This is a genomic window from Arthrobacter silviterrae (assembly GCF_011045165.1).
Classification (GTDB): domain Bacteria; phylum Actinomycetota; class Actinomycetes; order Actinomycetales; family Micrococcaceae; genus Specibacter; species Specibacter silviterrae.
Map to the genome: position 1 here is coordinate 64,504 of NZ_JAAKZI010000013.1, position 20,560 is coordinate 85,063.

General features: G+C 60.0%; 25 protein-coding genes. 14 read left to right on the forward strand and 11 right to left on the reverse strand.

Annotated elements, in window-relative coordinates; genetic code table 11:
- Window positions 1-2 precede the first annotated feature (2 nt).
- From G6N77_RS09265 to G6N77_RS09290, 6 genes are read left to right on the forward strand one after another with little or no spacing between them, the layout of a single operon-like run.
- Window positions 3-1,025: a pilus assembly protein TadG-related protein gene (locus G6N77_RS09265; RefSeq protein WP_240901811.1), complete on the forward strand. Its 1,023-nt coding sequence runs from the start codon at window positions 3-5 to the stop codon at window positions 1,023-1,025.
- Window positions 1,026-1,042: 17 nt separating this feature from the next.
- A complete protein-coding gene (cpaB, locus tag G6N77_RS09270; protein WP_165181787.1) occupies window positions 1,043-1,792 on the forward strand; it encodes a Flp pilus assembly protein CpaB in 750 nt (249 codons plus the stop codon).
- A complete protein-coding gene (locus G6N77_RS09275; RefSeq protein ID WP_165181789.1) occupies window positions 1,789-2,988 on the forward strand; it encodes a CpaE/TadZ family protein in 1,200 nt (399 codons plus the stop codon). The genes cpaB and G6N77_RS09275 overlap by 4 nt, the downstream gene beginning before the upstream one ends.
- On the forward strand, window positions 2,985-4,400 hold the full coding sequence (locus G6N77_RS09280; RefSeq protein ID WP_165181791.1) for a TadA family conjugal transfer-associated ATPase: 1,416 nt from the start codon (window positions 2,985-2,987) through the stop codon (window positions 4,398-4,400). The genes G6N77_RS09275 and G6N77_RS09280 overlap by 4 nt, the downstream gene beginning before the upstream one ends.
- Before the next feature lie 2 nt (window positions 4,401-4,402).
- Window positions 4,403-5,335, forward strand: coding sequence for a type II secretion system F family protein (locus tag G6N77_RS09285; RefSeq protein ID WP_306987376.1), 933 nt, complete (start codon window positions 4,403-4,405; stop codon window positions 5,333-5,335).
- 14 nt (window positions 5,336-5,349) lie between these two features.
- Window positions 5,350-6,252: a type II secretion system F family protein gene (locus G6N77_RS09290; RefSeq protein WP_165181793.1), complete on the forward strand. Its 903-nt coding sequence runs from the start codon at window positions 5,350-5,352 to the stop codon at window positions 6,250-6,252.
- A 91-nt stretch (window positions 6,253-6,343) separates the two neighbouring features.
- On the opposite strand, the gene G6N77_RS09295 is transcribed toward G6N77_RS09290, so the two are convergent.
- The 4 genes from G6N77_RS09295 to G6N77_RS09310 form a co-directional block, all read right to left on the reverse strand.
- Window positions 6,344-6,571: an A24 family peptidase gene (locus G6N77_RS09295; protein ID WP_165181795.1), complete on the reverse strand. Its 228-nt coding sequence runs from the start codon at window positions 6,569-6,571 to the stop codon at window positions 6,344-6,346.
- A gap of 274 nt (window positions 6,572-6,845) precedes the next feature.
- Window positions 6,846-7,547 (reverse strand): hypothetical protein, encoded by a 702-nt coding sequence (locus tag G6N77_RS09300; protein ID WP_165181797.1) that lies wholly within the window; start codon window positions 7,545-7,547, stop codon window positions 6,846-6,848.
- A gap of 2 nt (window positions 7,548-7,549) precedes the next feature.
- A complete protein-coding gene (locus G6N77_RS09305; RefSeq protein WP_165181799.1) occupies window positions 7,550-8,053 on the reverse strand; it encodes a prepilin peptidase in 504 nt (167 codons plus the stop codon).
- A gap of 42 nt (window positions 8,054-8,095) precedes the next feature.
- Window positions 8,096-9,352: a L,D-transpeptidase gene (locus tag G6N77_RS09310; protein ID WP_165181801.1), complete on the reverse strand. Its 1,257-nt coding sequence runs from the start codon at window positions 9,350-9,352 to the stop codon at window positions 8,096-8,098.
- Window positions 9,353-9,595: 243 nt separating this feature from the next.
- Here G6N77_RS09310 and G6N77_RS09315 point away from each other — a divergent pair, with 243 nt between their 5' ends.
- Together G6N77_RS09315 and G6N77_RS09320 are read left to right on the forward strand one after the other, a co-directional pair.
- On the forward strand, window positions 9,596-10,105 hold the full coding sequence (locus G6N77_RS09315) for a type II toxin-antitoxin system RelE/ParE family toxin (RefSeq protein WP_165181803.1): 510 nt from the start codon (window positions 9,596-9,598) through the stop codon (window positions 10,103-10,105).
- Window positions 10,106-10,130: 25 nt separating this feature from the next.
- Window positions 10,131-10,604 (forward strand): helix-turn-helix domain-containing protein, encoded by a 474-nt coding sequence (locus G6N77_RS09320; protein ID WP_165181805.1) that lies wholly within the window; start codon window positions 10,131-10,133, stop codon window positions 10,602-10,604.
- Between the two features lie 141 nt (window positions 10,605-10,745).
- Here the strand turns inward: G6N77_RS09320 and G6N77_RS09325 are convergent, their stop codons facing one another.
- From G6N77_RS09325 to G6N77_RS09335, 3 genes are all read right to left on the reverse strand, one after another.
- Window positions 10,746-11,258, reverse strand: coding sequence for a helix-turn-helix domain-containing protein (locus G6N77_RS09325; protein ID WP_165181807.1), 513 nt, complete (start codon window positions 11,256-11,258; stop codon window positions 10,746-10,748).
- 133 nt (window positions 11,259-11,391) lie between these two features.
- Entirely contained in the window at window positions 11,392-11,850 is a 459-nt protein-coding gene (locus tag G6N77_RS09330) for a hypothetical protein (protein ID WP_165181809.1), read from the reverse strand.
- A gap of 9 nt (window positions 11,851-11,859) precedes the next feature.
- Entirely contained in the window at window positions 11,860-12,840 is a 981-nt protein-coding gene (locus tag G6N77_RS09335; RefSeq protein ID WP_262454772.1) for an NYN domain-containing protein, read from the reverse strand.
- Window positions 12,841-13,019: 179 nt separating this feature from the next.
- Between G6N77_RS09335 and G6N77_RS09340 the strand changes: the two genes are divergently transcribed.
- From G6N77_RS09340 to G6N77_RS09350, 3 genes are all read left to right on the forward strand, one after another.
- Complete coding sequence (locus G6N77_RS09340) at window positions 13,020-13,220, forward strand: hypothetical protein (protein ID WP_165181813.1); 201 nt, start codon at window positions 13,020-13,022, stop codon at window positions 13,218-13,220.
- Between the two features lie 31 nt (window positions 13,221-13,251).
- Window positions 13,252-13,662, forward strand: a complete 411-nt coding sequence (locus G6N77_RS09345; protein ID WP_165181814.1) for a hypothetical protein — start codon at window positions 13,252-13,254, stop codon at window positions 13,660-13,662.
- 1,115 nt (window positions 13,663-14,777) lie between these two features.
- The gene (locus G6N77_RS09350) at window positions 14,778-15,089 is read left to right on the forward strand and encodes a hypothetical protein (RefSeq protein ID WP_165181816.1); all 312 of its coding nucleotides are present in this window, start codon (window positions 14,778-14,780) and stop codon (window positions 15,087-15,089) included.
- A gap of 11 nt (window positions 15,090-15,100) precedes the next feature.
- Here the strand turns inward: G6N77_RS09350 and G6N77_RS09355 are convergent, their stop codons facing one another.
- The 4 genes from G6N77_RS09355 to G6N77_RS09370 form a co-directional block, all read right to left on the reverse strand.
- Window positions 15,101-15,889: an MBL fold metallo-hydrolase gene (locus G6N77_RS09355; protein ID WP_165181818.1), complete on the reverse strand. Its 789-nt coding sequence runs from the start codon at window positions 15,887-15,889 to the stop codon at window positions 15,101-15,103.
- Window positions 15,890-15,892: 3 nt separating this feature from the next.
- Window positions 15,893-17,380 carry an adenosylhomocysteinase gene (ahcY, locus tag G6N77_RS09360; protein WP_165181820.1) on the reverse strand — a complete coding sequence of 496 codons (1,488 nt, stop codon included), beginning with the start codon at window positions 17,378-17,380 and terminating at the stop codon, window positions 15,893-15,895.
- A 104-nt stretch (window positions 17,381-17,484) separates the two neighbouring features.
- On the reverse strand, window positions 17,485-17,661 hold the full coding sequence (locus G6N77_RS09365) for a hypothetical protein (RefSeq protein WP_165181822.1): 177 nt from the start codon (window positions 17,659-17,661) through the stop codon (window positions 17,485-17,487).
- A 75-nt stretch (window positions 17,662-17,736) separates the two neighbouring features.
- Window positions 17,737-18,135 (reverse strand): DUF3499 domain-containing protein, encoded by a 399-nt coding sequence (locus G6N77_RS09370; RefSeq protein ID WP_165181824.1) that lies wholly within the window; start codon window positions 18,133-18,135, stop codon window positions 17,737-17,739.
- A 76-nt stretch (window positions 18,136-18,211) separates the two neighbouring features.
- Here G6N77_RS09370 and G6N77_RS09375 point away from each other — a divergent pair, with 76 nt between their 5' ends.
- The 3 genes from G6N77_RS09375 (at window position 18,212) to G6N77_RS09385 (ending at window position 20,526) form a co-directional block, all read left to right on the forward strand.
- Window positions 18,212-18,712, forward strand: coding sequence for a metallopeptidase family protein (locus tag G6N77_RS09375; protein WP_165181825.1), 501 nt, complete (start codon window positions 18,212-18,214; stop codon window positions 18,710-18,712).
- Between the two features lie 159 nt (window positions 18,713-18,871).
- A complete protein-coding gene (locus G6N77_RS09380) occupies window positions 18,872-19,147 on the forward strand; it encodes a helix-turn-helix domain-containing protein (RefSeq protein ID WP_165181826.1) in 276 nt (91 codons plus the stop codon).
- Window positions 19,147-20,526 carry a type II toxin-antitoxin system HipA family toxin gene (locus G6N77_RS09385; RefSeq protein ID WP_165181828.1) on the forward strand — a complete coding sequence of 460 codons (1,380 nt, stop codon included), beginning with the start codon at window positions 19,147-19,149 and terminating at the stop codon, window positions 20,524-20,526. Before G6N77_RS09380 ends, G6N77_RS09385 begins: the two co-directional genes overlap by 1 nt.
- Window positions 20,527-20,560 lie beyond the last annotated feature (34 nt).

The window sequence follows — 20,560 nt, forward strand, 5'->3', positions numbered from 1 at the left end:
CAATGTGGGGGATGAATTGGATTCGTAGCACGAAGAGATTGGACAATCAACGCGGAGCGACCGCTGTCCTAGTTGCGATTCTCATGGTGGTGCTGCTTGGCTTCGCAGCCATCTCCATCGATGTAGGCATGATGTATGCCGAACGGAGCCAGCTACAAAACGGTGCAGATTCTGCCGCTTTGGGCGTTGCCTATAATTGCTCTAGTACTCGCGGATGCGGCAGCCCAACGGGAACGGCGGGGACCTTGGCCAATTCAAATGCGAACGACACCAAATCCAAAATCAATTCCGTCACATTTCCGACTGCGAATAGCGTTCAGGTGAACGTTTCCAGCCGGGATGCTGCGGGCAACGATTTCATACGTTTGGCATTTGCTAGCGTTTTTGGCATCAATAAGGCCGACGTTGTGGCCACTGCCACGGCATCTTGGGGACCACCTAAATCGGGCACTGCGTTACCATGGACATTCGGAAAATGTGTATTCGACCAGAGTCTCACTCCCGATCAAAAAGCCGAGCTGGCAGCGACCGGCAATTTCACCGGTCTTCCCAGCAGCGCACACATCCTCCTTCGGTCAGATCAGAATGCTGACTATCCGGGATGCACTGCCGCACTTGGATTTCCGACCGGAGGATTCGGCTGGTTGAACTTGGCAGGCAGCCAGTGCCAGGCCAATATTCAAGTAGGGACAGGAGAGGCGGGTAGTTCTCCCGGCAACAATTTCCCCGGGGTGTGCGGACCCGTCATGCCAACACTCTTGGGCAACCCTGTGCTCATTCCGATTTTCTCAACATCAACAGGAAACGGTAATAACGCGATATACACCATTTACGGATTCGCGGCGTTCCAGGTGACAGGTTGGAAATTCAATCCCGACGTCCATCCCGATTCTCTCGCACCAGCATGCACAGGCGACTGCCGCGGTATTTTCGGATACTTCACCAAATTCGTTTCACTCCAGGAAGGCATGGCCCTGGGGTCCGGCCCAAACCTCGGCGGAAGCATCGTCAAGCTGTCTAAATAGATTATTAGGAGTTTCAAGTGAAAACACGCCTTCTGGGGGGCGTCTTGGCGCTGGTGCTAGCCATCGCAGGTGTTGTCCTCCTCGCCACATATGTCCAAGCGGCCGACCGCCGCGCACAGGCCGGAATGAATCCTATGCAAGTACTGGTGGTCCAGCAGCCAGTGGCCGCCGGCACCACAATTGACGAACTCAAGACCATGGTTAAGTCTCAATCGCTCCCTAAGGCCGCGGTGGCCCAGGGTGCCGTCACTTCCCTTTCGGACCAAACGGGAAAGGTTACAGCCGTAGCGTTAGTTCCAGGAGAACAATTACTGGCGGCCCGCCTCGTAGCTCCCAGCAGTCTCAATTCGCCCGATCACGTCGACGTCCCCAAGGGACTTGAGGAACTGACACTTAAGCTTGATCCTGAGCGAGTTTTAGGCGGTGAAATCAAAGCGGGAGATACCGTAGGAGTGTTTATTTCCTACAACACCGGCGTCGCGCCAGGAACTAGCGATAGTCCTGCCACTAAACTGCAATTCCACAAGGTATTGGTGACCAAAGTGGGAATGGCGACAAGTTCTACGCAGCAATCAAGCGGAGCAACCGCGCAAGCTCAGTCACCGAACTCAGGGACATCAATATTCATCACGATTGCACAGACGGGCGCGGACGCAACGGCCACCGTTCACGCGGCAGAATTTGGCAAAATTTACCTGTCCAAGGAAAATGCCAACACGAACACTGCGGACGTTCCCACAATGCACAAGGACGGTGTCCTAAAGTGAGCCGTTTCATTCTCATCACGACTGACACAAGTTTCCAGCAGAGGGTTCGTTCGGCCGTGGCTGGCGGCCTTCATGGAAAAGTACAATTCCTGGCCGAATCCGCAATCAACAGTGCGCCTCAGGATATTGTCCACCAGGACCCCTCAGAACCACCTGAAGTCATTATTTTGGGCCCTGGCGTATCCGTCGACGAAGCTCTTAAGTTGGCCACAGTTATGGATCTCCAATTCCCCGAGATTAGTGTGATACTGGCAGCCGATGCTTCTGCTGATCTAGTCCTTACCGCCATGCGTTCCGGCATACGGGACATAGTCAGCCCCGGCTCCGACACTGCCACCATCCGGGTGCTGCTAGAAAGAGCTTGCCTGTCCGCTGCCAGCCGCCGTCGCGGGCTGTCCTCACAGGGAAACTCGGAACAGGAAACGGGGAGAGTTATTGCTGTCATGTCCCCCAAGGGCGGCGTGGGAAAGACCACAATTGCGACCAATCTGGCAATAGGCTTGGGAACGGTTGCGCCCATGAGTGTCGTGATTGTTGACCTTGACCTCCAATTCGGCGACGTCGCGTCAGGGCTGTCACTTGACCCAGAGCACACAATCGTTGATGCAGTGACAGGGGCCGCGGCACACGACGCCATGGTGCTAAAGGCATTCCTGACCGTCCATTCCGGCGGAGTATATGCACTTTGTGCACCCAAGGTTCCAAGCGAGGCAGACCTTGTCACAGCCGATCATGTCCGCCGGCTGATCGCGCAGCTGGCCTCGGAATTCCGATACGTCGTGGTTGATACGGCTCCCGGCCTGGGTGAGCACGCCCTTGCCACCCTTGAACATGCCACGGACGCCGTCTGGGTGGTGGGAATGGATATTCCCAGCGTCAAGGGCCTGCGCACCGGACTGGGTATCCTTCTTGAACTTGGCCTAGTTCCACAGGGACGCCACGTGGTTCTCAACTTCGCCAACAGGCACACTGGCCTGAACATCCAAGACGTCGAGGCCACGATAAGGGTGCCAGTAGACGTAGTAATTCCCCACTCCACGGCAATGCCATTCGCCACCAATAAGGGAGTCCCGATCCTTCAGGATGGCGGGCGGAATGCCGCAACAAAGAGTCTGCGCAAGCTGGTTGAACGCTTTGAACCAGATTGGGGCAGCCAAGTCCATAGGAAGCTCCATCGACGGGCGGTAGTGTCGTGAATCTCTCGGACAGATTGAATGCAGCAAGGGGTATAGGTCCGACCTGGAACGAAGCGTCGCCTGAACCCCCATCCACGACCTCCCTTGCCAAAGAAGCCGAAGTCCCGACTTCTGGGGGCGCTGGAACAGCTCTCGCCGGACTAAAGCAACGCGCAGGTGAGGCACTTTTCGAGCGCATGGGCGGAAGGCTCACTGACCCTAATCTCTCTGAAGAGGATCTTCGCAAGTCTGCCCGCGAAGAACTCAGCCAAGTTATAGATGAGGAACAGGTGCCACTGTCTCCCGAGGAAAGGCGCCGTTTGATCAGGGAAATCGGGGACGACGTCCTGGGCTACGGACCGCTGCAACGTTTTCTCGATGATGACACCGTTACGGAAATCATGGTTAACAGGGCAGACCAAATATACGTTGAACGCGGCGGGCAGCTCACCCTTACGGATTCAAAGTTTGCCACGGAGACTCACCTTCGCCGTGTCATCGAACGAATTGTCTCCAAAGTAGGCCGCCGCATCGATGAGTCGTCCCCAATGGTGGATGCCCGTTTGGAAGATGGCTCCCGTGTAAATGCCATCATCCCGCCATTGGCTGTCAACGGACCATCGCTGACTATCCGCAAGTTCAGCAGGGTTCCCCTGACGGTGCAGGACTTGGCCGACTATGGCACCCTGACTCCTGACATGGCGGAGCTTCTGAGTGCCTGCGTAAGGGCACGGCTCAACATTCTGGTAACCGGTGGTACTGGCACAGGAAAGACCACCCTCTTGAACGTCCTCTCCGGCTTCCTGCCGGCAGAGGACAGGATTGTCACCATAGAAGACGCGGTGGAACTGCAACTTCAACAACAACACGTAGTCCGACTTGAAAGTCGCCCCGCCAACATCGAGGGACGAGGCGAGGTATCTATCCGAGACCTACTCAAGAATTCGCTCAGGATGCGGCCAGACCGAATTGTGGTCGGCGAGGTTCGCGGCGGAGAAGCCTTGGACATGCTCCAGGCAATGAACACTGGGCACGACGGGTCTATTTCCACGGTCCATGCCAATTCCCCCAGGGACGCCATAGCCCGACTTGAAACATTGGTGCTCATGGCGGGAATGGATCTCCCTCTTCGTGCTGTCCGAGAGCAGATCGCCTCTGCGATCAATCTAATTGTCCATCTGACTCGACTTCGTGACGGAACAAGGCGGGTCACTCACATCACCGAAGTCCAGGGCATGGAAGGGGACGTTGTCACTCTTCAGGATGCTTTTGTATTCGACTATGCGGCCGGAATCGACAATACCGGACGATTTCTGGGCAGACCAATACCGACGGGGATCCGTCCTCGTTTTGTCGACCATTTTGTCGAGGTCGGGATCAGTGTCCCGGCAAGTGTATTCGGCGTACAGCCTCTTGGCACGGGGAGGCGGTAGTCGTGACTCCCATCATTCCGATTGCCGGTTTTACGTTTTGCATTGGCGCCATATTGGTAGTCCTGCTCGTGATCCTAAAACCACGAACGTCCGCAGTGCCGACAGCCAGACGACGCCCGTTTGGCAATACCAGCAGGTCCGCATTGGGTGCCTTCACCGATTCCACGGTCGCAGTACTTGACCGTACAGTTGGCGGCGGTCCCTACAGCCGTTCGAAGCTCGAGGACGCGGGGCTACGCATGCCGCCTTCGAACTACCTCATTATGGTCATTGCCGCCGCCGCTGTTCTAGGGCTCATCGGACAATTGCTTGGCAGCGCAGGACTCGCGGTTCTATTTGCCCTGGCTGCTCCGGTAGGGGCCTGGGCATTGCTCGCTCTGCTCGCGGACAGGCGAAGGAGCAAATTCGACCAGCAACTGGGCGACAACATCCTTCTTATCGCAGGTGGGCTGCGGGCCGGGCACAGCGTGGCCGCGGCCATCGATGCAGCGGCCAAGGAAGCACCCGCCCCGTCTTCGGAAGAATTTGCGCGCGTGGTCAATGAAGTCAGGATAGGCCGAGACCTGCAGGCATCCCTTGCAGACACCGCAGGTCGCATGAAGAGCGAGGATTTTGCCTGGATTGGCCAGGCCATCCAGATCAATCGTGAGGTCGGCGGCGATTTGGCCGAGGTGCTGGACCACGTTGGCGAAACCATCCGCGAACGTAGCGAAATCAAAGCCCAGGTCAAGGCCCTCAGCGCGGAGGGAAAGCTCTCCGCTATCATCCTCATGGCACTTCCCTTTGGTATGGCTCTCATGCTCATGTTGGTGAACCCAAAGTATATTGGCGTCCTGACAACACATGTACTGGGCTGGATAATGCTCGGCGTCGGCGCCGTCATGATGGTCATCGGGGGCCTATGGATGCGCAAAATTGTCCAGATCAAGTTTTGAGAGGCGAAATTGAGATGACTGCACTTCCCTGGATCTTCATAGCAATTGTCGTGTTGCCCCTGGCGTACCTCGTTTGGGCCGTTGTGAGTATAGATACCAAGTCTGCTCTGATCATCCGAAACAACCTCAGCCGCGGCGTCTTACGACAGGGCCAATCTGCGCCGGCCTTTGGCGATCGCGGAATGTTGGAAATTGCCCGTAAATTCACGCCCGTGGGATACACGACCAAGCTCGACATGCTGCTGGCCCGTGCAGGCCGTCCCGCGTCGATGCCGCTTCCACGACTGCTCGTTGCCAAGCCACTTTTGGGTCTAGGCGGAGCGACTGTCGGGCTGCTTTTCGTGATGCTTCGCCCCGGGCCGCCCATGGTCTTGTTAGGTTTGTTCCTCGTTGTTCTCGGCTATTTCATTCCCGACCTCTTGATATGGAGCAAAGCCCAGGAACGTCAAACGGCCATCCAGCTAGAACTGCCGGACACGTTGGATCAGATGTTGATTTCCGTTGAGGCAGGATTGGGCTTCGAAAGCTCCATGGCCCGCGCCGGTGCCAACGGCAAGGGTCCAATGGCAGAAGAGCTGGTGCGCACCCTACAGGACATGCAAATGGGACGACCAAGGCGAGACTCATATAAGGCGTTGGCAGATCGAACAACAGTACCTGAATTGAAGAGTTTTGTCCGAGCCGTTGTCCAGGCTGACATCTATGGCATTGGCATCGCCAAAGTGCTCCGGACCCAGGCACAGCAGATGCGTGTCAAACGCCGCCAGCGTGCCGAACAAAAAGCTATGAAGCTCCCCGTCCTGGTCCTTTTCCCCCTGCTATTGTTCATCTTTCCAACTTTGTTCATTATCATAATGGGCCCGGCGGTCATAAACGTAATTGGCATATTCACCCGCGGCGGAGCCCTGGGCGGCTGATTGGAAACCGAGAGTCGTCTGTTGGGATATTCCAACGAACTTTGTATAGTACTGCAAACCACTTATCTAGTTTCAGATGTCAGGGCAAGATCTACCCGAAAACCAGCATCCCCAGCGCGCCCACCAGCGTGAACTGGCCGAACGGGATCCGGGTCTTCCTGTTGCCGCATCGCAGGGCCATGAGCACCAGACCCCACACGGCTGCAAGAACGAACGCCAGGAACGTCCCCCACAGTACTGCGGACCAGCTGACGATGCCCAGGTACAGGCCAAGCACAAAGGCCGACTTCACATGGCCGTAGCCCATGCCGGCCGGCACACGAGCCGAAGCACCACGTACACCGCCCAGAAGAACACTGGAACACTCCCCCGAAAACGGTGCGCACGACAGCGCTGCCGTCGAGCATGAACAGGCTGGCCGAAAGCAGCAGCACGCCGGAAATGCCAGCAGAAGGGAATACGATCCGGTTGGGCTGCAGCCGGTGCCTAATATCGATCACGGTGAGCCGGGTGGCCATCACCAGGTATTCAGACCAGACCGGAACCATTGGGAAGTCGATATTGTTCGGAGTCCCGTCCCGGACGCCCAAAGCTCATTGTTCCGGGATGGAATCGTCGGAACCACTACGCGTGTCCTCCTGCATTATTTCACTATCTATCCGCCAGTAATTGGTGAACCGCGGTTCGCGGACGCGGCGCCGGGCACCATTGAATTCTTGGTCTCTCGCCGCCAATATCTCGGGCTTCGGCCATGCCGCAATCACCTCCGGAGAAGCATTGCGCAGGCGCTCCCGTAGCCTCTCGGCAACGAGCTTCGTGGCGTCATCGACGATTGTCTCCATGGCGCAAATGAGACGGTCAAAGCTTTTGGCCACGGCGCCGGGCATGGGTTGCAAGAGAGTCCATCCCTGGACACTTCGGACTTTGCCGTCCTTGTCAAGCAGCGCGACCGCAACCGGCATCGCGAGATCGGACTGGGAGTGGGCGACAGTTGTGTTTCGGTACTTGCGGATTGTGTCGTGAATCGACTGCAACTCTGCTGGGATGCCCGGGAACTCAGTCATCTGGTCCAGCCGATCCCGGACATTTGAATGAATGAACGGGCGGACGTAGGCGGTGACCGCATGCATGGTCAGTGGGAACCAGAGAACGCTGTCCTCCCCCGAGTCAAATGCCGATTGGAGAGTGTGTAAGGCTTCAGACAGATCAGTGGCGTGACTGGTTAGGTCGACCAGCAGCCTGGAGTCGGCCGAATCAGGAAGAACTGCGAACAGAGGAATTTCCGGGATACTCACGGCTAACCAAACACCAGCATCCCCAGCGCCCCCACCAGCATAAAGGGCCCAAACGGGATCTGGGTCTTGCCGTTCCCGCGTCGCAGGGCCATGAGCACTAGCCCCCAAATGGCGGCCAGCACGAACGCCAGGAACGTCCCCCACAGCACGGCGGACCAGCTGACGAACCCCAGGTACAGCCCTAGCACGAACGCCAGCTTCACGTCGCCGTAGCCCATGCCGGCCGGGTACACGAGCCGCAGCACCACGTACACGGCCCAGAGGACCACTCCCCCGAGGACGGTACGCACGGCCGCGCCGCCGTCGAGCATGAACAGGCTGGCCGAAAGCAGCAGCACGCCCGCAATGCCGGCGGAAGGAAACACGATCCGGTTGGGCAGCAGCTGGTGCTGGATGTCGATCACGGTGAGCCTGGCGGCCATGACCAGGTAGTACAGCCCGGCCAGGAGCACCAGCCAGAACGCCACCGGGGAGTGGCCCCACAACCGCGAAAGTTCAGTGATCATAGGGCTGAGCCTACGTCATGGACTCCGCCGTCCGGGGGAACGTTACCGGTGTGCGTACTGGGCGAAGGGGATGTTCCAGTCGCCGAAGCCGTCGGTGGGGGCAATGGTTTCATTGGGGCTGCCCACCACCTTGACGAGGTCGCCGGTGGTCATGTTGTTGAACACCCAGCCGGCACCTTCGTGCGACATGCCGATGCAGCCGTGGGAGATGTTGCCGGTGCCCAGGTAGGAGAGGGCGTTGTCCGTGGCCTGGTGGATGAATTCGCCGCTGGGCGTGAGGCGGGTGGCGTACTGGACGTCCACCTTGCCATAGTCCGCCGGGTCGCCGGGCTTGAGGCCGATGGTGGAGGCCACGAAGGTTGCGTAGCGCTGCTTGTCCGCCAGGATGACGAGGTAGCCGGAGGCGGAGGGGAAGCGCTCGTCACCCATGGTCACCGGGTACTGCTTGACCAGCGCACCGTTGATGTAGATGCTGGCCTGGTGGTTGACGGCGTCCGCCACCATTTCCACCTTGTTGCCGATCTGGACCACGTTGGTCTTGTTGAAGTTGCCGATCTGGCCGTTGCCGAAGTCAACGCCGAAGAGCTTCATGTCCACCTTGATGGTGCTGTTGGCGGCCCAGAAGTCCGCGGCGCGGTAACGCAGCAGGGTGTCCGAGTACCAGCGGAAGGCGCCCTTCTGGCCGGAGGATGCAGTGATGGAGATGGCCTTCTCCACGGCTTCCTTGTTGGTGACCGGCTCGCTGAAGGTGAACTGGATGGGCTGGGCGACGCCCACCTGGGACCCGCCCTGCGGGAACATGACCAGGTCTGCCTCGTTCGACGGCGGCACCGTGGTGAAGGTGCTCACCGTGGTGTTCATTTTGCCGTCGGCGTCCTTGGTGGTGACGTCGAAGGTGTAATTCGTGTTGAAGTTCAGGGGCGCGGTGCTGGTCCACTTGGTGTCACCGGCGGAAAGCTCGCCGTCCGTGGTGGCGCCGGTGTCCGTTTCCTTCAGGATGGCACTGTAGACGGTGCCGTTCTGCGCCGTTGCCGAGACTGGCTCCGCCGGGTTGTAGAACGTGGCGCCGGTCTTGGGAGAGACAGCCAAGCTGACTGGGAGTGCCGTGGGTGTGGGGGTGGCGCTTGCCGTTGCCGTGGCCTGCTGCTGCGTGGGCTGGTTCTTGGCTGCCGCCGTGGGCATCCAGTCCTTTGCGGTGGCAGCACCGACGCCGCCGCCAGCAATTGCCAGGGCAATGACGGCGACCAAAGTGACCTTCAAGGCCCTGCGAGGCTTCTTGGGCTGGTCCAGACTAGGCATGCATGCTCCCAATTCGGTGGAGTAATTCCACGGTGACGGCACGTGTCAGGCACGGCTTAGTCCACAATTTTACGGCATGCCCTGCGCGGTCCGTGTCAGGATGCCGCAACGACACCGTCACGGTTGGGTAAAGGGGTTGGATTGCCTTGTATGCTGCGTGGCCTATCGACCTGTCGCTCCCTTGACTAGGATCAGCATCATGAACGACTTGTTGCTACCAATTCAGAGTTCACCGGCATCGCAATGAGACGGGTTTCGCGCGAAGAAGCCGCCCGCGCCACCACGCCTCCCGGTCCGTATGAATGGGATGACTATAGATGTGAGCACGGCGTCAATCAGATTGATGACGAAATCGATGAAATCGTCGCAGACCCAACCCTGACGATGTATGAGGTTGAACTTCGACTGGCCGAAGTGGGCGCTTTGGTTGATAGGGCCGAGCACGGTGAGCTCTCACCGCTCAAAGAGCATAAACCTGTGAATGTGGACCCAGAGATTTGGGAAATTCGTTTCACGTTCGGCAGCCAACCGTTCAGGATCTACTACGCCGAGCCTCAAGATTTTCCGAAACTCCTGTTGGGGCTCAAGGCACACTTCAAAGATGTCACCGGCTCAGAAGCCCAGATCAGGATGCGCCAAAACCAGCAAATGTCGAAGGCAGCAAATCGTTACCACGCTGGAAGAACCCGCGAATGGCTGGGCGATCCCAGACTGGTAGGCCACAGCTGTCACGCAAAATGTGTTGACCCCTGATAGCCGTGATTATAGACTTGAATCTATGAGCGATATGACTGAAAGGCTGAAGGCTCGACACGGGATTGACCCCGAGTCTCGCTCCATGCAGCGGGCCGAGCTGCTGGCGTCGAACGACTTGGAATTCGTGGCAAGTTTGATCATGCTAAGAAAAGCGCAAAACATCACCCAACAAGACGTCGCCGATCGACTGGGCATATCTCAGGCGACGGTGGCTGCCTTCGAACATCCAGGCAATGACCCCAAATTGTCGACTATCCGCAGGTATGCCCACGCCGTAGGTGCATTGGTCACGCATCGCGTCGCCTTGGATGTGTACCAAGATCTGAGCGATTGGAATGCGGCTGAGAACCGCCGTCTAACTAGCGACAATTTTAACGGCCAGACCGCAGCATTCTCCTTTGCCCCTGGAGGCCGCGTTGCGCTTTCTAACGAGATTGAAGGGCTGATTGCCCGCAAAAACGATACAATATCGTTCAATTCGAGCCCTGTGCGCTGAAGCTGCGATTACCGGCGCCAGGAAGGGTTTTACAAAGAGGGCAGCGCCAAGCCGCTTATCAATTTGGTGCAGAAACATCACACGGATCTGCGATCAGGCTTGGCCAGCACCTCGACCGCCGACGCCCCGCTGGCGGCCGGCTTATCGCCGACGGCGGCCCGCCACTGAGTGCGCCTTCTTCATTCTTTGGAGTGCACTGTGTGGATCCTCATCATCCGGTGCACCAAGGGAGGCAAGCGCCGCATATTGCTCCACCTTGCGGATCTCCTTAAATGCAAGAATGTCTTCAAGCTTGACCCGTCGATGCGTCCCGGGCTTCTCGAACGGAATTCGACCTGCGTCAAGAAAACGGACCAGCGTTGGTCGAGTCACCCCCAGGAGTTCTGCCGCTTGCTGCGTTGTCAGGGTATTTGAACGCGGCGTGACCGTCACAGCCATGCCGTGACACATGGCATCCGCAGCCTTGACCAAGACCTCAAAGATTTCGGATGGAATCTCAACCCGATCAGCCGCCTCGGCCCCCGAGAGAACGAACAGCGGACCACGGCGGGATGTGTTTGCCTCGGCATGGGCCTCGATGAAGTTGTAGAAATCCCTCGCGTCCGCAGGCTCCGGAGCGAAGAATGTCTCTCTCGTTGATGTGGCGTTGCCCATCGAAAATCACCTTCGTAAACGCGTTCGTTTTTTTCGTTTTTTCGTTTCCTAAGATATTAACTCCTCACGACATTTGAGTCCACATTTGAGTCGACGCGCCAGACATCGACGCGCGGCAGGCCTACCGGAGAAGCTACTGCAACGGCTCGACGTTCAAGACAAGCTCCTGCTTTTCACCCACGCCGGGGCTGACCGCGGTCAAATAGTAGACGTATTTGCCATCGTTCCCTGTGCCTGTACAGACGGGCGTGACTCCGCCAACATTGATCTGTCGCTGGCAAGTGCTGTCAACTTTCAGCGTGATGCCGGCCGGGAACGCAATGGCGAGCAAGTCAGACGGGGTGAACTCAATGTCCGTGCTCCATCGGCGGCTCATGCTGGGACAGGGATTGGTGGACATGCACAAAAATTGCTCCCCGCGAACGATTTCCGATAGTTGCGTCCAGCTAGGGGGAATGGCAAACCGGTTGACTCGCGCGACAAAGTCGTCGGTCACCTTGTTCTCGGCAGACCAAACGGCCATTATCGACGCGACACCGGCCCCGAAGACTACGATGACCGCAACCAGAATGAGGCCCACTAACTTCTTCACGATGCCCCTCTATGCACCCGCGCCATTTGTAACGGGTGGTTCACGCCCGGTACTTGGGACAACCGTCATCGTCGCATCCACATGGTCGGCGTGGACAACAGCGAGAACTTTTTCACCAAGGTTCACGAGTCGATAGTCGGTTGTTCCCAACGCATGCAGAAGAACCAACTGAAGGTAGGGAAATCCCGCTTCCTCCTTCGAAAAGCCCTCAATGGAATCCTTGAGGGCGGTGCCGACGAAGCTGAGTTTCTTGCCTTCGGATCGACCCGCAATGACCGCCCGCCCCAGGTCGCCGTCAGCGAAGAGCCCACGAACTGCCGCCAGGTATTCATCGCGGGATGAAACACGGACAAGCAGTGGCGGTGCCACTGTGTGCACCGTCTTGGGGATTGGCGCGACCACTGGCTTCTTTTTCTTCTTCCCCTGCTGGGGTTTCTTGGCGGCCACGAGGCTTTTCGCCGTCGTGCTTGTAGTAGGTGCCGTGGCCACCGGCGAAACCGCAGCGGCGGGCCCGGTGATGGGGATCTGGTGGTACTCGTCGGCTACCGACTTGAGGAGGGCGTTGACGATTCCGGCGCCAGGGAGGTTGGTCGACGCCACGATGACATATTTGTTGAGGTGGTGGAGGCGCCTGATGAGCGGAACAAAGCCGCCGTCTCCGCTGGCGATGACGAACACCTCGATCCACGGCGAGTCATGAGCCACGGCCAGGACGTCGACGCAGAGTTCGATGTCCGCGGCATTTTTGATGTTCTTGTCAAAGGAGAATATCTGGACGGGCTCGATGCCGTGCTCCAGCAATTCATGGCTGTAGGCCTGCATTTCAGGCCTGCCCCAGTTCGCGTAGGCCCGAACAAGTGCCGTTTTTGACCCGAGGCCACCAACGCGGACGGCCTGCTCAATTCCGCGGACGAACTCGCCGATGTGGACACCGGCCACATTGCCGGGAACACCGCCCCGCAGGTTCTCCATGTCCAAAAATATCGCCACATTTCTTTGCGGCGGCGCGTTCGTTCCCAATGCTTTTCCCCAATCGTCCCGCCAACCGGCGACATGTCTGGTTCTCAGGGTATCCCCCGGGCTATGGGCGGGGCCATGGACGGTTCAGGATTGACTCCGCAAAACTTGCTTCATAATTCGGTACCGCCTCGGTATGGTCAAGTATGGACATGAACCTGAGGATCCCGGACGAGATCGACCGGCAGCTCAACGCCCTGGCAGCCGAGCAGCACATCTCCAAGTCGGCCTTGCTGTTGCAGGGCGCTGAACTGGTATTGCGAAGGGCCGGGCGAAGGCAGGACATCCATGACTCGTTCGACTTTGTGATGACCCACGACGCAGGGCTGATGAAGCGACTGGAGGATGCATGACCGCATACAGCTATTCGAGGAATTTTTGCCAATGAGCAGGCTGCTGATCGGTGTCTTCGTTGTCCTAGCCGGATGGTCCATTGCCTACTGGGGGAGGTACAGGGCTCCGCTGAAACGAAACTCAAGAATGGACAACCTGCTCGGAATCATCAACGTCGTCTGCATTGCCTTGCTTTGCCTTATCGCGGCTACGCTTCCCCTAGCCACGGGATTCGTGGGAATTCCCGTGTTGGGATTCGCCGCGGCAGCACTATTTCTAGCGTCGCTTTTCCTCTACCGGACTCGAGCGGCAGATTTGCGGATGGTACGGGCTAGCGGCCGCGGACGCCGCGGACTTCCAGTCAGTCAGAGGGAAATGACGAGGTGGCCCTACACGCTTGTTTATATGATCGGCTACGTCCTACTTGCGGCCTACATCGCAACGATTCTTGGCCATCTATAGCGGTGCTGGTGGCCTTGCACCGGTTACGGTACGTTCCGAATCATCGACCACTGGCCCTGGTATAAATTGCTGGTCCAGCCGCCGACTGATCAGGAAGAAGTCATTTCATGAGTCACGTCAGGCAAATTCAGGCTTTGAAGCAGCCTAGTGATTCGTAGGGTATCGCAAGGCGGAGTCGAACAGGTCCCCTGGCAAGCCCCGTCGCCTTGCCGTGAGCCCATATCCGTGGCTGGCCTCAACCGTCGTAGATTGCGGATAGCGGATCGTTTGATCATTCAGACCGTAGTTCTCATACGGCTTGCCACAACTGGCGATTACGCGATGAATTAAGGTGGGGAAGGTGGAATCGATTCGTAAAATACCCCGTGCCGAGTGGGGCAGTCAACCAATCCAGCCCACCGCGGGATCCTATTGGCTCAAATGCAATCAGACCATCAAGGTCATCCTCATCTTGTTGGCGGTTGTGGTGGTGTTTGCCATTGTTGGCCGGAATACTCATCCACGCTCAGCCTGGATGCTCTGGGTTCCGCTTTCTGCCTTCATTGCATCATGCATCTCCCTCATGATCGTGGGCAGCTTCGCCTTGGGCCCCTATAGAGCTGAGCGCCGTTTGGGTTACACGACATGGCCATCAAGGTCCGAAACTTCAACACCCAAGGACCGTGAAAACAGGCGATAGTGGACGCCTTCGAGAAACGTCTATCCGGTCTCAACAAGGGTGGCAAGCCTCGTCACTGACCCAGACAACATCGATCATGTTGCCGGCGTCAACGTAGGCTACTTCACCACTGAAGGGAATTCCTCCCTGATCGCCAGCTACAGGGCGCTGCGGTTGTCGCGGTGCGATCAGCGTAAATGAGCCTTTTCCGGACAGAGAATCAGAAAAATACTCCGCAGCCGGGAGATCTCCCCTGATTCCGGGACGACGAATGAGCACCGCGACACCAGCCCGGCACATGGAACAACCGCCATCGTTGGATCCTCGCGGCCAGTGCGGACAATAGCGAGAATTTTTCTCCAAGGATCTTCACCCGGAAGTCGGCGGCCGTCACAATGCCGAAGGGCAAATCCAATATCGAGACCGCCTGACCAGCCGGCGGAGTAGGATGCTGAAAATGAACACTGTCCGGGTGGTCCCGCCGACGGAATGGGCCAGGCAACCTGTGCAGCCCAGCGCGGGATCCTATAGGGGAAAAATCAATCGCGCGTTGAAAGCGATAATCATCGCATTCGTCGTAAGCCTGATTTTCGCCATCATCGGGCGCGGAATCCATCCAACGCCCTGGCTATTGCTATGGATTCCGATGTCTGTCTTCTTGGCCCTATGTGCATATGCGGTGGCGGTCTGTGCTGTCGCCTACCGCCCCTACAAGGCTGAGCGGCGCCTCGGCTACACAACGTGGCCATCCGGATCGGAAATCCAGTGAAGGCTTGCGATTCAGCCCCGCAAATACTCCAGCTGCGCCTGAACGGATAGTTCCGCCGCGCCGAGCACGTTCGCCGGGACGTCGCCGTAGACCACGGCCACAATGTCCGCCGCAGATGGCTCCGCGCCGCTTTCCGAACGCAAGGAAGCCAGCGCACCGCGCACCTGCTCCAGCCGCTCCATCCGGTGGGCTTGGTAGGCCGACGCCGCGGCGGCCAGATCCGGAAGCACCGGGCCGTGGCCGGGCAGCACCGTGACCGGACCGCCCGCGGAGCCCAGCACCCGCAGCTGCTCCAGCGACCCGAGGTAGTCCCCCAGCCGGCCGTCCGGGTAGTCAAGCACCGTGGTCCCCCGGCCCAAGACCGAGTCTCCTGTCAAGACCGAGCCGTGGGCGCCGTCGTTCTTCAGGAAAAAGCACACCGAGTCCGAGGTGTGGCCGGGGGTGGCCAGCACCTCAATGTCCAGGCCCGCCGCCCGGATCAGCTCGCCGCCGCGCAGGGGCTCCCCCGAGTGGCAGTGCTCGGGGCGGACGGCGCGGACCGGCGCGCCCGTGAGCTCGTGGAGCCGCGCGCTGCCCTCCGTGTGGTCGGCGTGGTGGTGCGTGATGAGGACCAGCTCCACCCGCCCCGCCGCGGCCAGCGCCGACAGGTGTCCCTCCAGCTGCGGGCCCGGATCAACCACCACGACGCCGGCCCCCGGGGCACCGAGCACGTAGCTGTTGGTGCCGTCCAGGGTCATAGGGCCGGGATTGTCCGCGCGCAGGGTGCGGCTGAGCGGGCCGATTTCCTGCCAGTCCGCCATGGCCTAGTACCGGTAGTGGCCGGGCTTGTACGGGCCGGCCGGGTCCAGGTCCAGGTACGCGGCCTGCTCTGCCGTGAGCTCGGTCAGCTCCACGCCGAGGGCGGCCAGGTGCAGGCGCGCCACCTTCTCATCCAGGATCTTCGGCAGCACGTACACCTGCTTTTGGTATTCATCCGTGCCCAGCTTGGAGAAAATCTCGATCTGCGCAATGACCTGGTTGGTGAAGGAGTTGCTCATGACGAACGACGGGTGGCCCGTGGCGTTGCCCAGGTTCAGCAGGCGCCCCTCGGAGAGCACAATGATGGAGCGCTCCTGCGCTGTGCCCTTGTCGAAGACCCACTCGTGCACCTGCGGCTTGATCTCCACCTTTTCGACGCCGTCGATCTTGGCCAGGCCGGCCATGTCGATCTCGTTGTCGAAGTGGCCCACGTTGCCCACAATGGCCTTGTTCTTCATCTTCAGCATGTCCGCCGCGGAGATGATGCCCAGGCCGCCGGTGGTGGTGACGAAGATGTCGCCCTGGCCGATGACCGATTCCAGCCGGGCCACCTGGTAGCCGTCCATGGCGGCCTGCAGCGCGCAGATGGGGTCGATCTCGGTGACAATCACGCGCGATCCCTGCCCCCGCAGCGCCTCGGCCGCGCCTTTGCCGACGTCGCCATAGCCACAGACGACGGCGACCTTTCCGCCCAGGAGAACATCCGTGGCGCGCATGAGGCCGTCCGGCAGGGAGTGGCGGATGCCGTACTTGTTGTCGAACTTGGACTTGGTGACGGAGTCGTTGACGTTGATGGCCGGGAACAGCAGCTTGCCCTCGGCGGCCAGCTGGTACAGGCGGTGCACGCCCGTGGTGGTTTCCTCCGTGACGCCGTGGATCTGCGCGGCAATGCGCGTCCACTTCTGCTTGTCCGCCTTGAGTGACTTGCGGAGAGCCTCGAGGAAGATCTTGCCCTCTTCGGAGTCCGCGTCCGTGGCGTCCGGGACTGCCCCGGCGGCTTCAAACTCGGCGCCCTTGTGGACCAGCATGGTGGCGTCGCCGCCGTCGTCCAGGATCATGTTGGCGCCCTTTTTGGGGTTCTTCGCGGCGCCGGGCCAGGTGAGGATCTGCTGGGCCGTCCACCAATATTCCTCCAGGGACTCGCCTTTCCAGGCGAAAACAGGCACGCCCTGGGGGTTCTCCGGCGTGCCGTTGCCGACCACGATGGCAGCGGCCGCCTCATCCTGCGTGGAGAAGATGTTGCAGGACGCCCAGCGGACCTCGGCGCCCAACGCCGTGAGCGTCTCGATCAGGACCGCCGTTTGCACGGTCATGTGCAGGGAGCCGGCAATGCGGGCGCCCTTGAGCGGCTGGCTGTCCTTGTATTCCTCGCGCAGGCTCATCAGGCCCGGCATCTCAAACTCGGCCAGGCGGATCTGGTGCCGGCCGGCCGCGGCCAGGGTGATGTCAGCGACCTTGTAGTCTGCCGGGCTGAGGGTGGAGGCGGTGCTCATGGCGGGTCCTTACTGTGCTGGACTGTGCTGGCTGGCTTGGTGGTTTTAGGCCGGTGGCTGCCGGGGGGCTGCTCGTCAGGCGAGCTGCCGGGGCGGGCTGCCGGCTAGGCGAGCTGCTCGGGGCGCAGCAGCAGGGGGATGCCCTCCTCGACGCTGTAGCGCAGCGGCTTCCCGTCGGGGCCGGGCTGCGTGCTGACCAGCTCCGCGCCCTCCTGGACCAGGGTGGAGCCGGTCACGGGGCAGCGCAGCACGGACAGGAGTTCGTCGCTGATTTTCGCCATCGTCATCTCTTCTCGTCGAGGGGGTGGTTCCGGGAGCTTGTCCGCCTGCCGGGCGTTGCCGGAGCTATTGCGGGGCTAGTCCCGCAGGATGTGGAGGTGTCCGCGGCGCCCGCTGGATTGGCGGGAGCCGCCGGGGTCTGCGGTGGGGCGCTCCAGCAAACCGCGGGGTTCGCGCTGGGCCTGGGGACCGTCGTCGTCCGGTTCTGCGGCGGCCTCACGGACGGCGTCGGCCAGGGCCAGGAGGTCGTCAGGGCCGGGGCCCGGAGGGGTGTCCGAGCGCGCCAGGCGGATCACTTCCCAGCCCAGCGGGACGGTGAGGCGGGCGGAGTGCTTGGAGCAGAGGTCGTAGCAGTGGGGCTCGGCGAAGGTGGCCAGGGGGCCCAGGACTGCGGTGGAATCGGCATACACGTACGTCAGGGTGGCCACGGCCGACTCGCGGCAGGCTGATCGGGTGCATTGACGAAGGGTTCCCACGATTCCCAAGATTACCCGCCTTTTGGCCCGTTTGCCCCCAACGGCTCACTCGGCCGGAGTGAACTAGAGTGAAATGATGCAGCACAACACGCCGGAGCCCGGTTTTAGCGTTACGTTCCACGACGGCGACGCGCTGCCCGTGCGGCCGTTTGCTCAGCGCCGGCGCAACCGCCACGGGCGCGGATTGCGGGGCTCCATCATGCTGCCCGGGCTGCCCGGATCGCGGACGCGCGCTGAAAAGTTTGAGGACCTGGTGGTGGATTCCGCCGAGCGGCTCCGGGAGCTGTGGAGCGCGCAGCTGGCGGATGTGGAGTACCTGGTGGAGGAGGTGCCGGACAAGCTGGAGGAATTGGTTGCCTCCCGTTCGCAGGCGCCGCTGGGCAAGTACACGCCTGCCTCTCCATTGGTGGGGCATGCGGTGATCGTCATTTACCGACACCCCGTGGAGGCCCTGTGCGACACCCCCGCGCAGGTCCGCGAGCTGGTGCACGAGGTGCTCATTGAGCAGGTGGCCGGGCTGCTGAACATTGACCCGGACACCGTGGACCCGATGTTTGGGCGGTTTAGGCGGGGGTAGGCGTTGGGCGGGCTGGGCTGGCTGGCCTGGCGGGCTTGGTGGGCTTGGCGGGCTTGGCGGGCTTGGCGGGGCGCTCTAGGCGTCTACGCCGGCTAAAGTAGCTAAAGCATTGAAGTACCTCCATTAACGTGCGAAAATAGCTACATTATAGGAGGCTGCATGCTGGAAACAGTGCGACTCGGGGCCAACTTGAAGGCCCGCAGAATCATTTTGGGCCTGCCCCAGGAGCTTGTCGCCGAAAGAGCCAACATCTCCCGGGCCACCTTGATGCGCCTTGAAGCGGGAGAGGGCGGCAAAGTGGAACACCTTATGACTGTTGCCTCCGTGCTGGGCATCGCTGAAGACATCATCCAGGCCACAGATCCCCTGAACAGCGATCTGGGCCGCGCCCGTGCCCATCTCCTCAATCGCCAACGCGCCCCGAGGAGGACTTGATGGCCCGTAGGTCAATCCGCAGGATTGAGGTCCTGGTCAACGAGACCCCGGCCGGAACGTTGGAGATTGAGTCGGACCAGCTGTCCCCGCTTGAACACATGTCGTTTTCCTATGCTGACACCTGGATTTCCAGTGCTGGTTCCTTCGAGCTCTCGCCGGAATTGCCTCTCATGCGCGGCCGGCAACACCCCACCCTCGGCAGGATGATTTTCGGGTCATTTCAGGATGCCGCACCCGATGCCTGGGGCCGGAAGCTGCTTTTCGAGGAATTGCGACAGCAAGCAAGAACCAAGGGCACAGGCCTACAGAACCTGAGCGAGGCCGGTTACCTGCTGATGGTCAATGACGAAACCCGTCAAGGAGCCTTGCGATTCCGGGAAAACGGGGAATTCTTGTCGTCATGGGGGAAAAGGGCCGGCGTTCGCGACCTCGAGGCGCTCGCTGTTGAAGCAAGGGTGTTTGCCGAGACAGGTTATGTTGACGAGGAGAATTCCATGCTCTTGGGGGCCGGTTCTTCTCCCGGCGGCGCCCAGCCAAAGGCATGGGTGCGCGACTCCGACGGGTCCATGCTGCTAGCCAAGTTTCCACTTGGCTCCGGCTCGGGCAATCCGCAGGTATGGGAAATGGTGGCCATCAGGCTTCAGAAACGCGCGGGTATCAAAGTGCAGGCATCAAGGCTCCTGCCGTTGACCGAACACTCACACATTTTCCTGACTCGTCGATTCGACCGCTCCGGGGATCTTCGAATCCCGTATATGAGCATGAGGTCAACGCTGCAAGTGGATACCTATGCGCATCCTGATTATGTAAGGATCGCTGGCGAAATCGCACGAATTTCGGGCGCACCGGTGCAGGACGCCAACGAAATGTTCAGTCGCGCTGCCTTCGGCGCCATGGTCAACAACACCGACGACCACATGCGGAACCATGGACTGCTCCGCACCGACAACGGGTGGAGGCTGTCGCCGTCGTTCGATGTAAACCCTATGCCAACCGGCGCATCGGATACTCCCTTGGTCCCTGGGGGGAGCCCGTACGACAGGGATGTTCGCGACCTCCTTGAGTATGTGGACGTGTTCAGGCTGACACGGGATCAGGCCATCGGCAGGCTGCAGCTTGTCGCCGAGGCCGTGTCCCACTGGCGGGATGAGGCTCTCAGCCTGGGCCTTGAGGCTGAGCTGCTGGAGCACATGGTGCGGGCCTTCGAGGGCCACAACATCCAACGCGTCAAGTCGTTGCCGCCGGCACCGACTGTGATTGACCTCCGCGACACGAGGCGCCACACTCTGGAAGCTGCTCCACGGGAGGAAATCTGGATACCTGGCCACCTCCGCCGAGGAAAGCCAATTCGCGGGCATTTTCGCAAGCGCAGAGGGTAGCAGGCAGTCGCGTGGGCCGTCCCCGCTTTCCGTG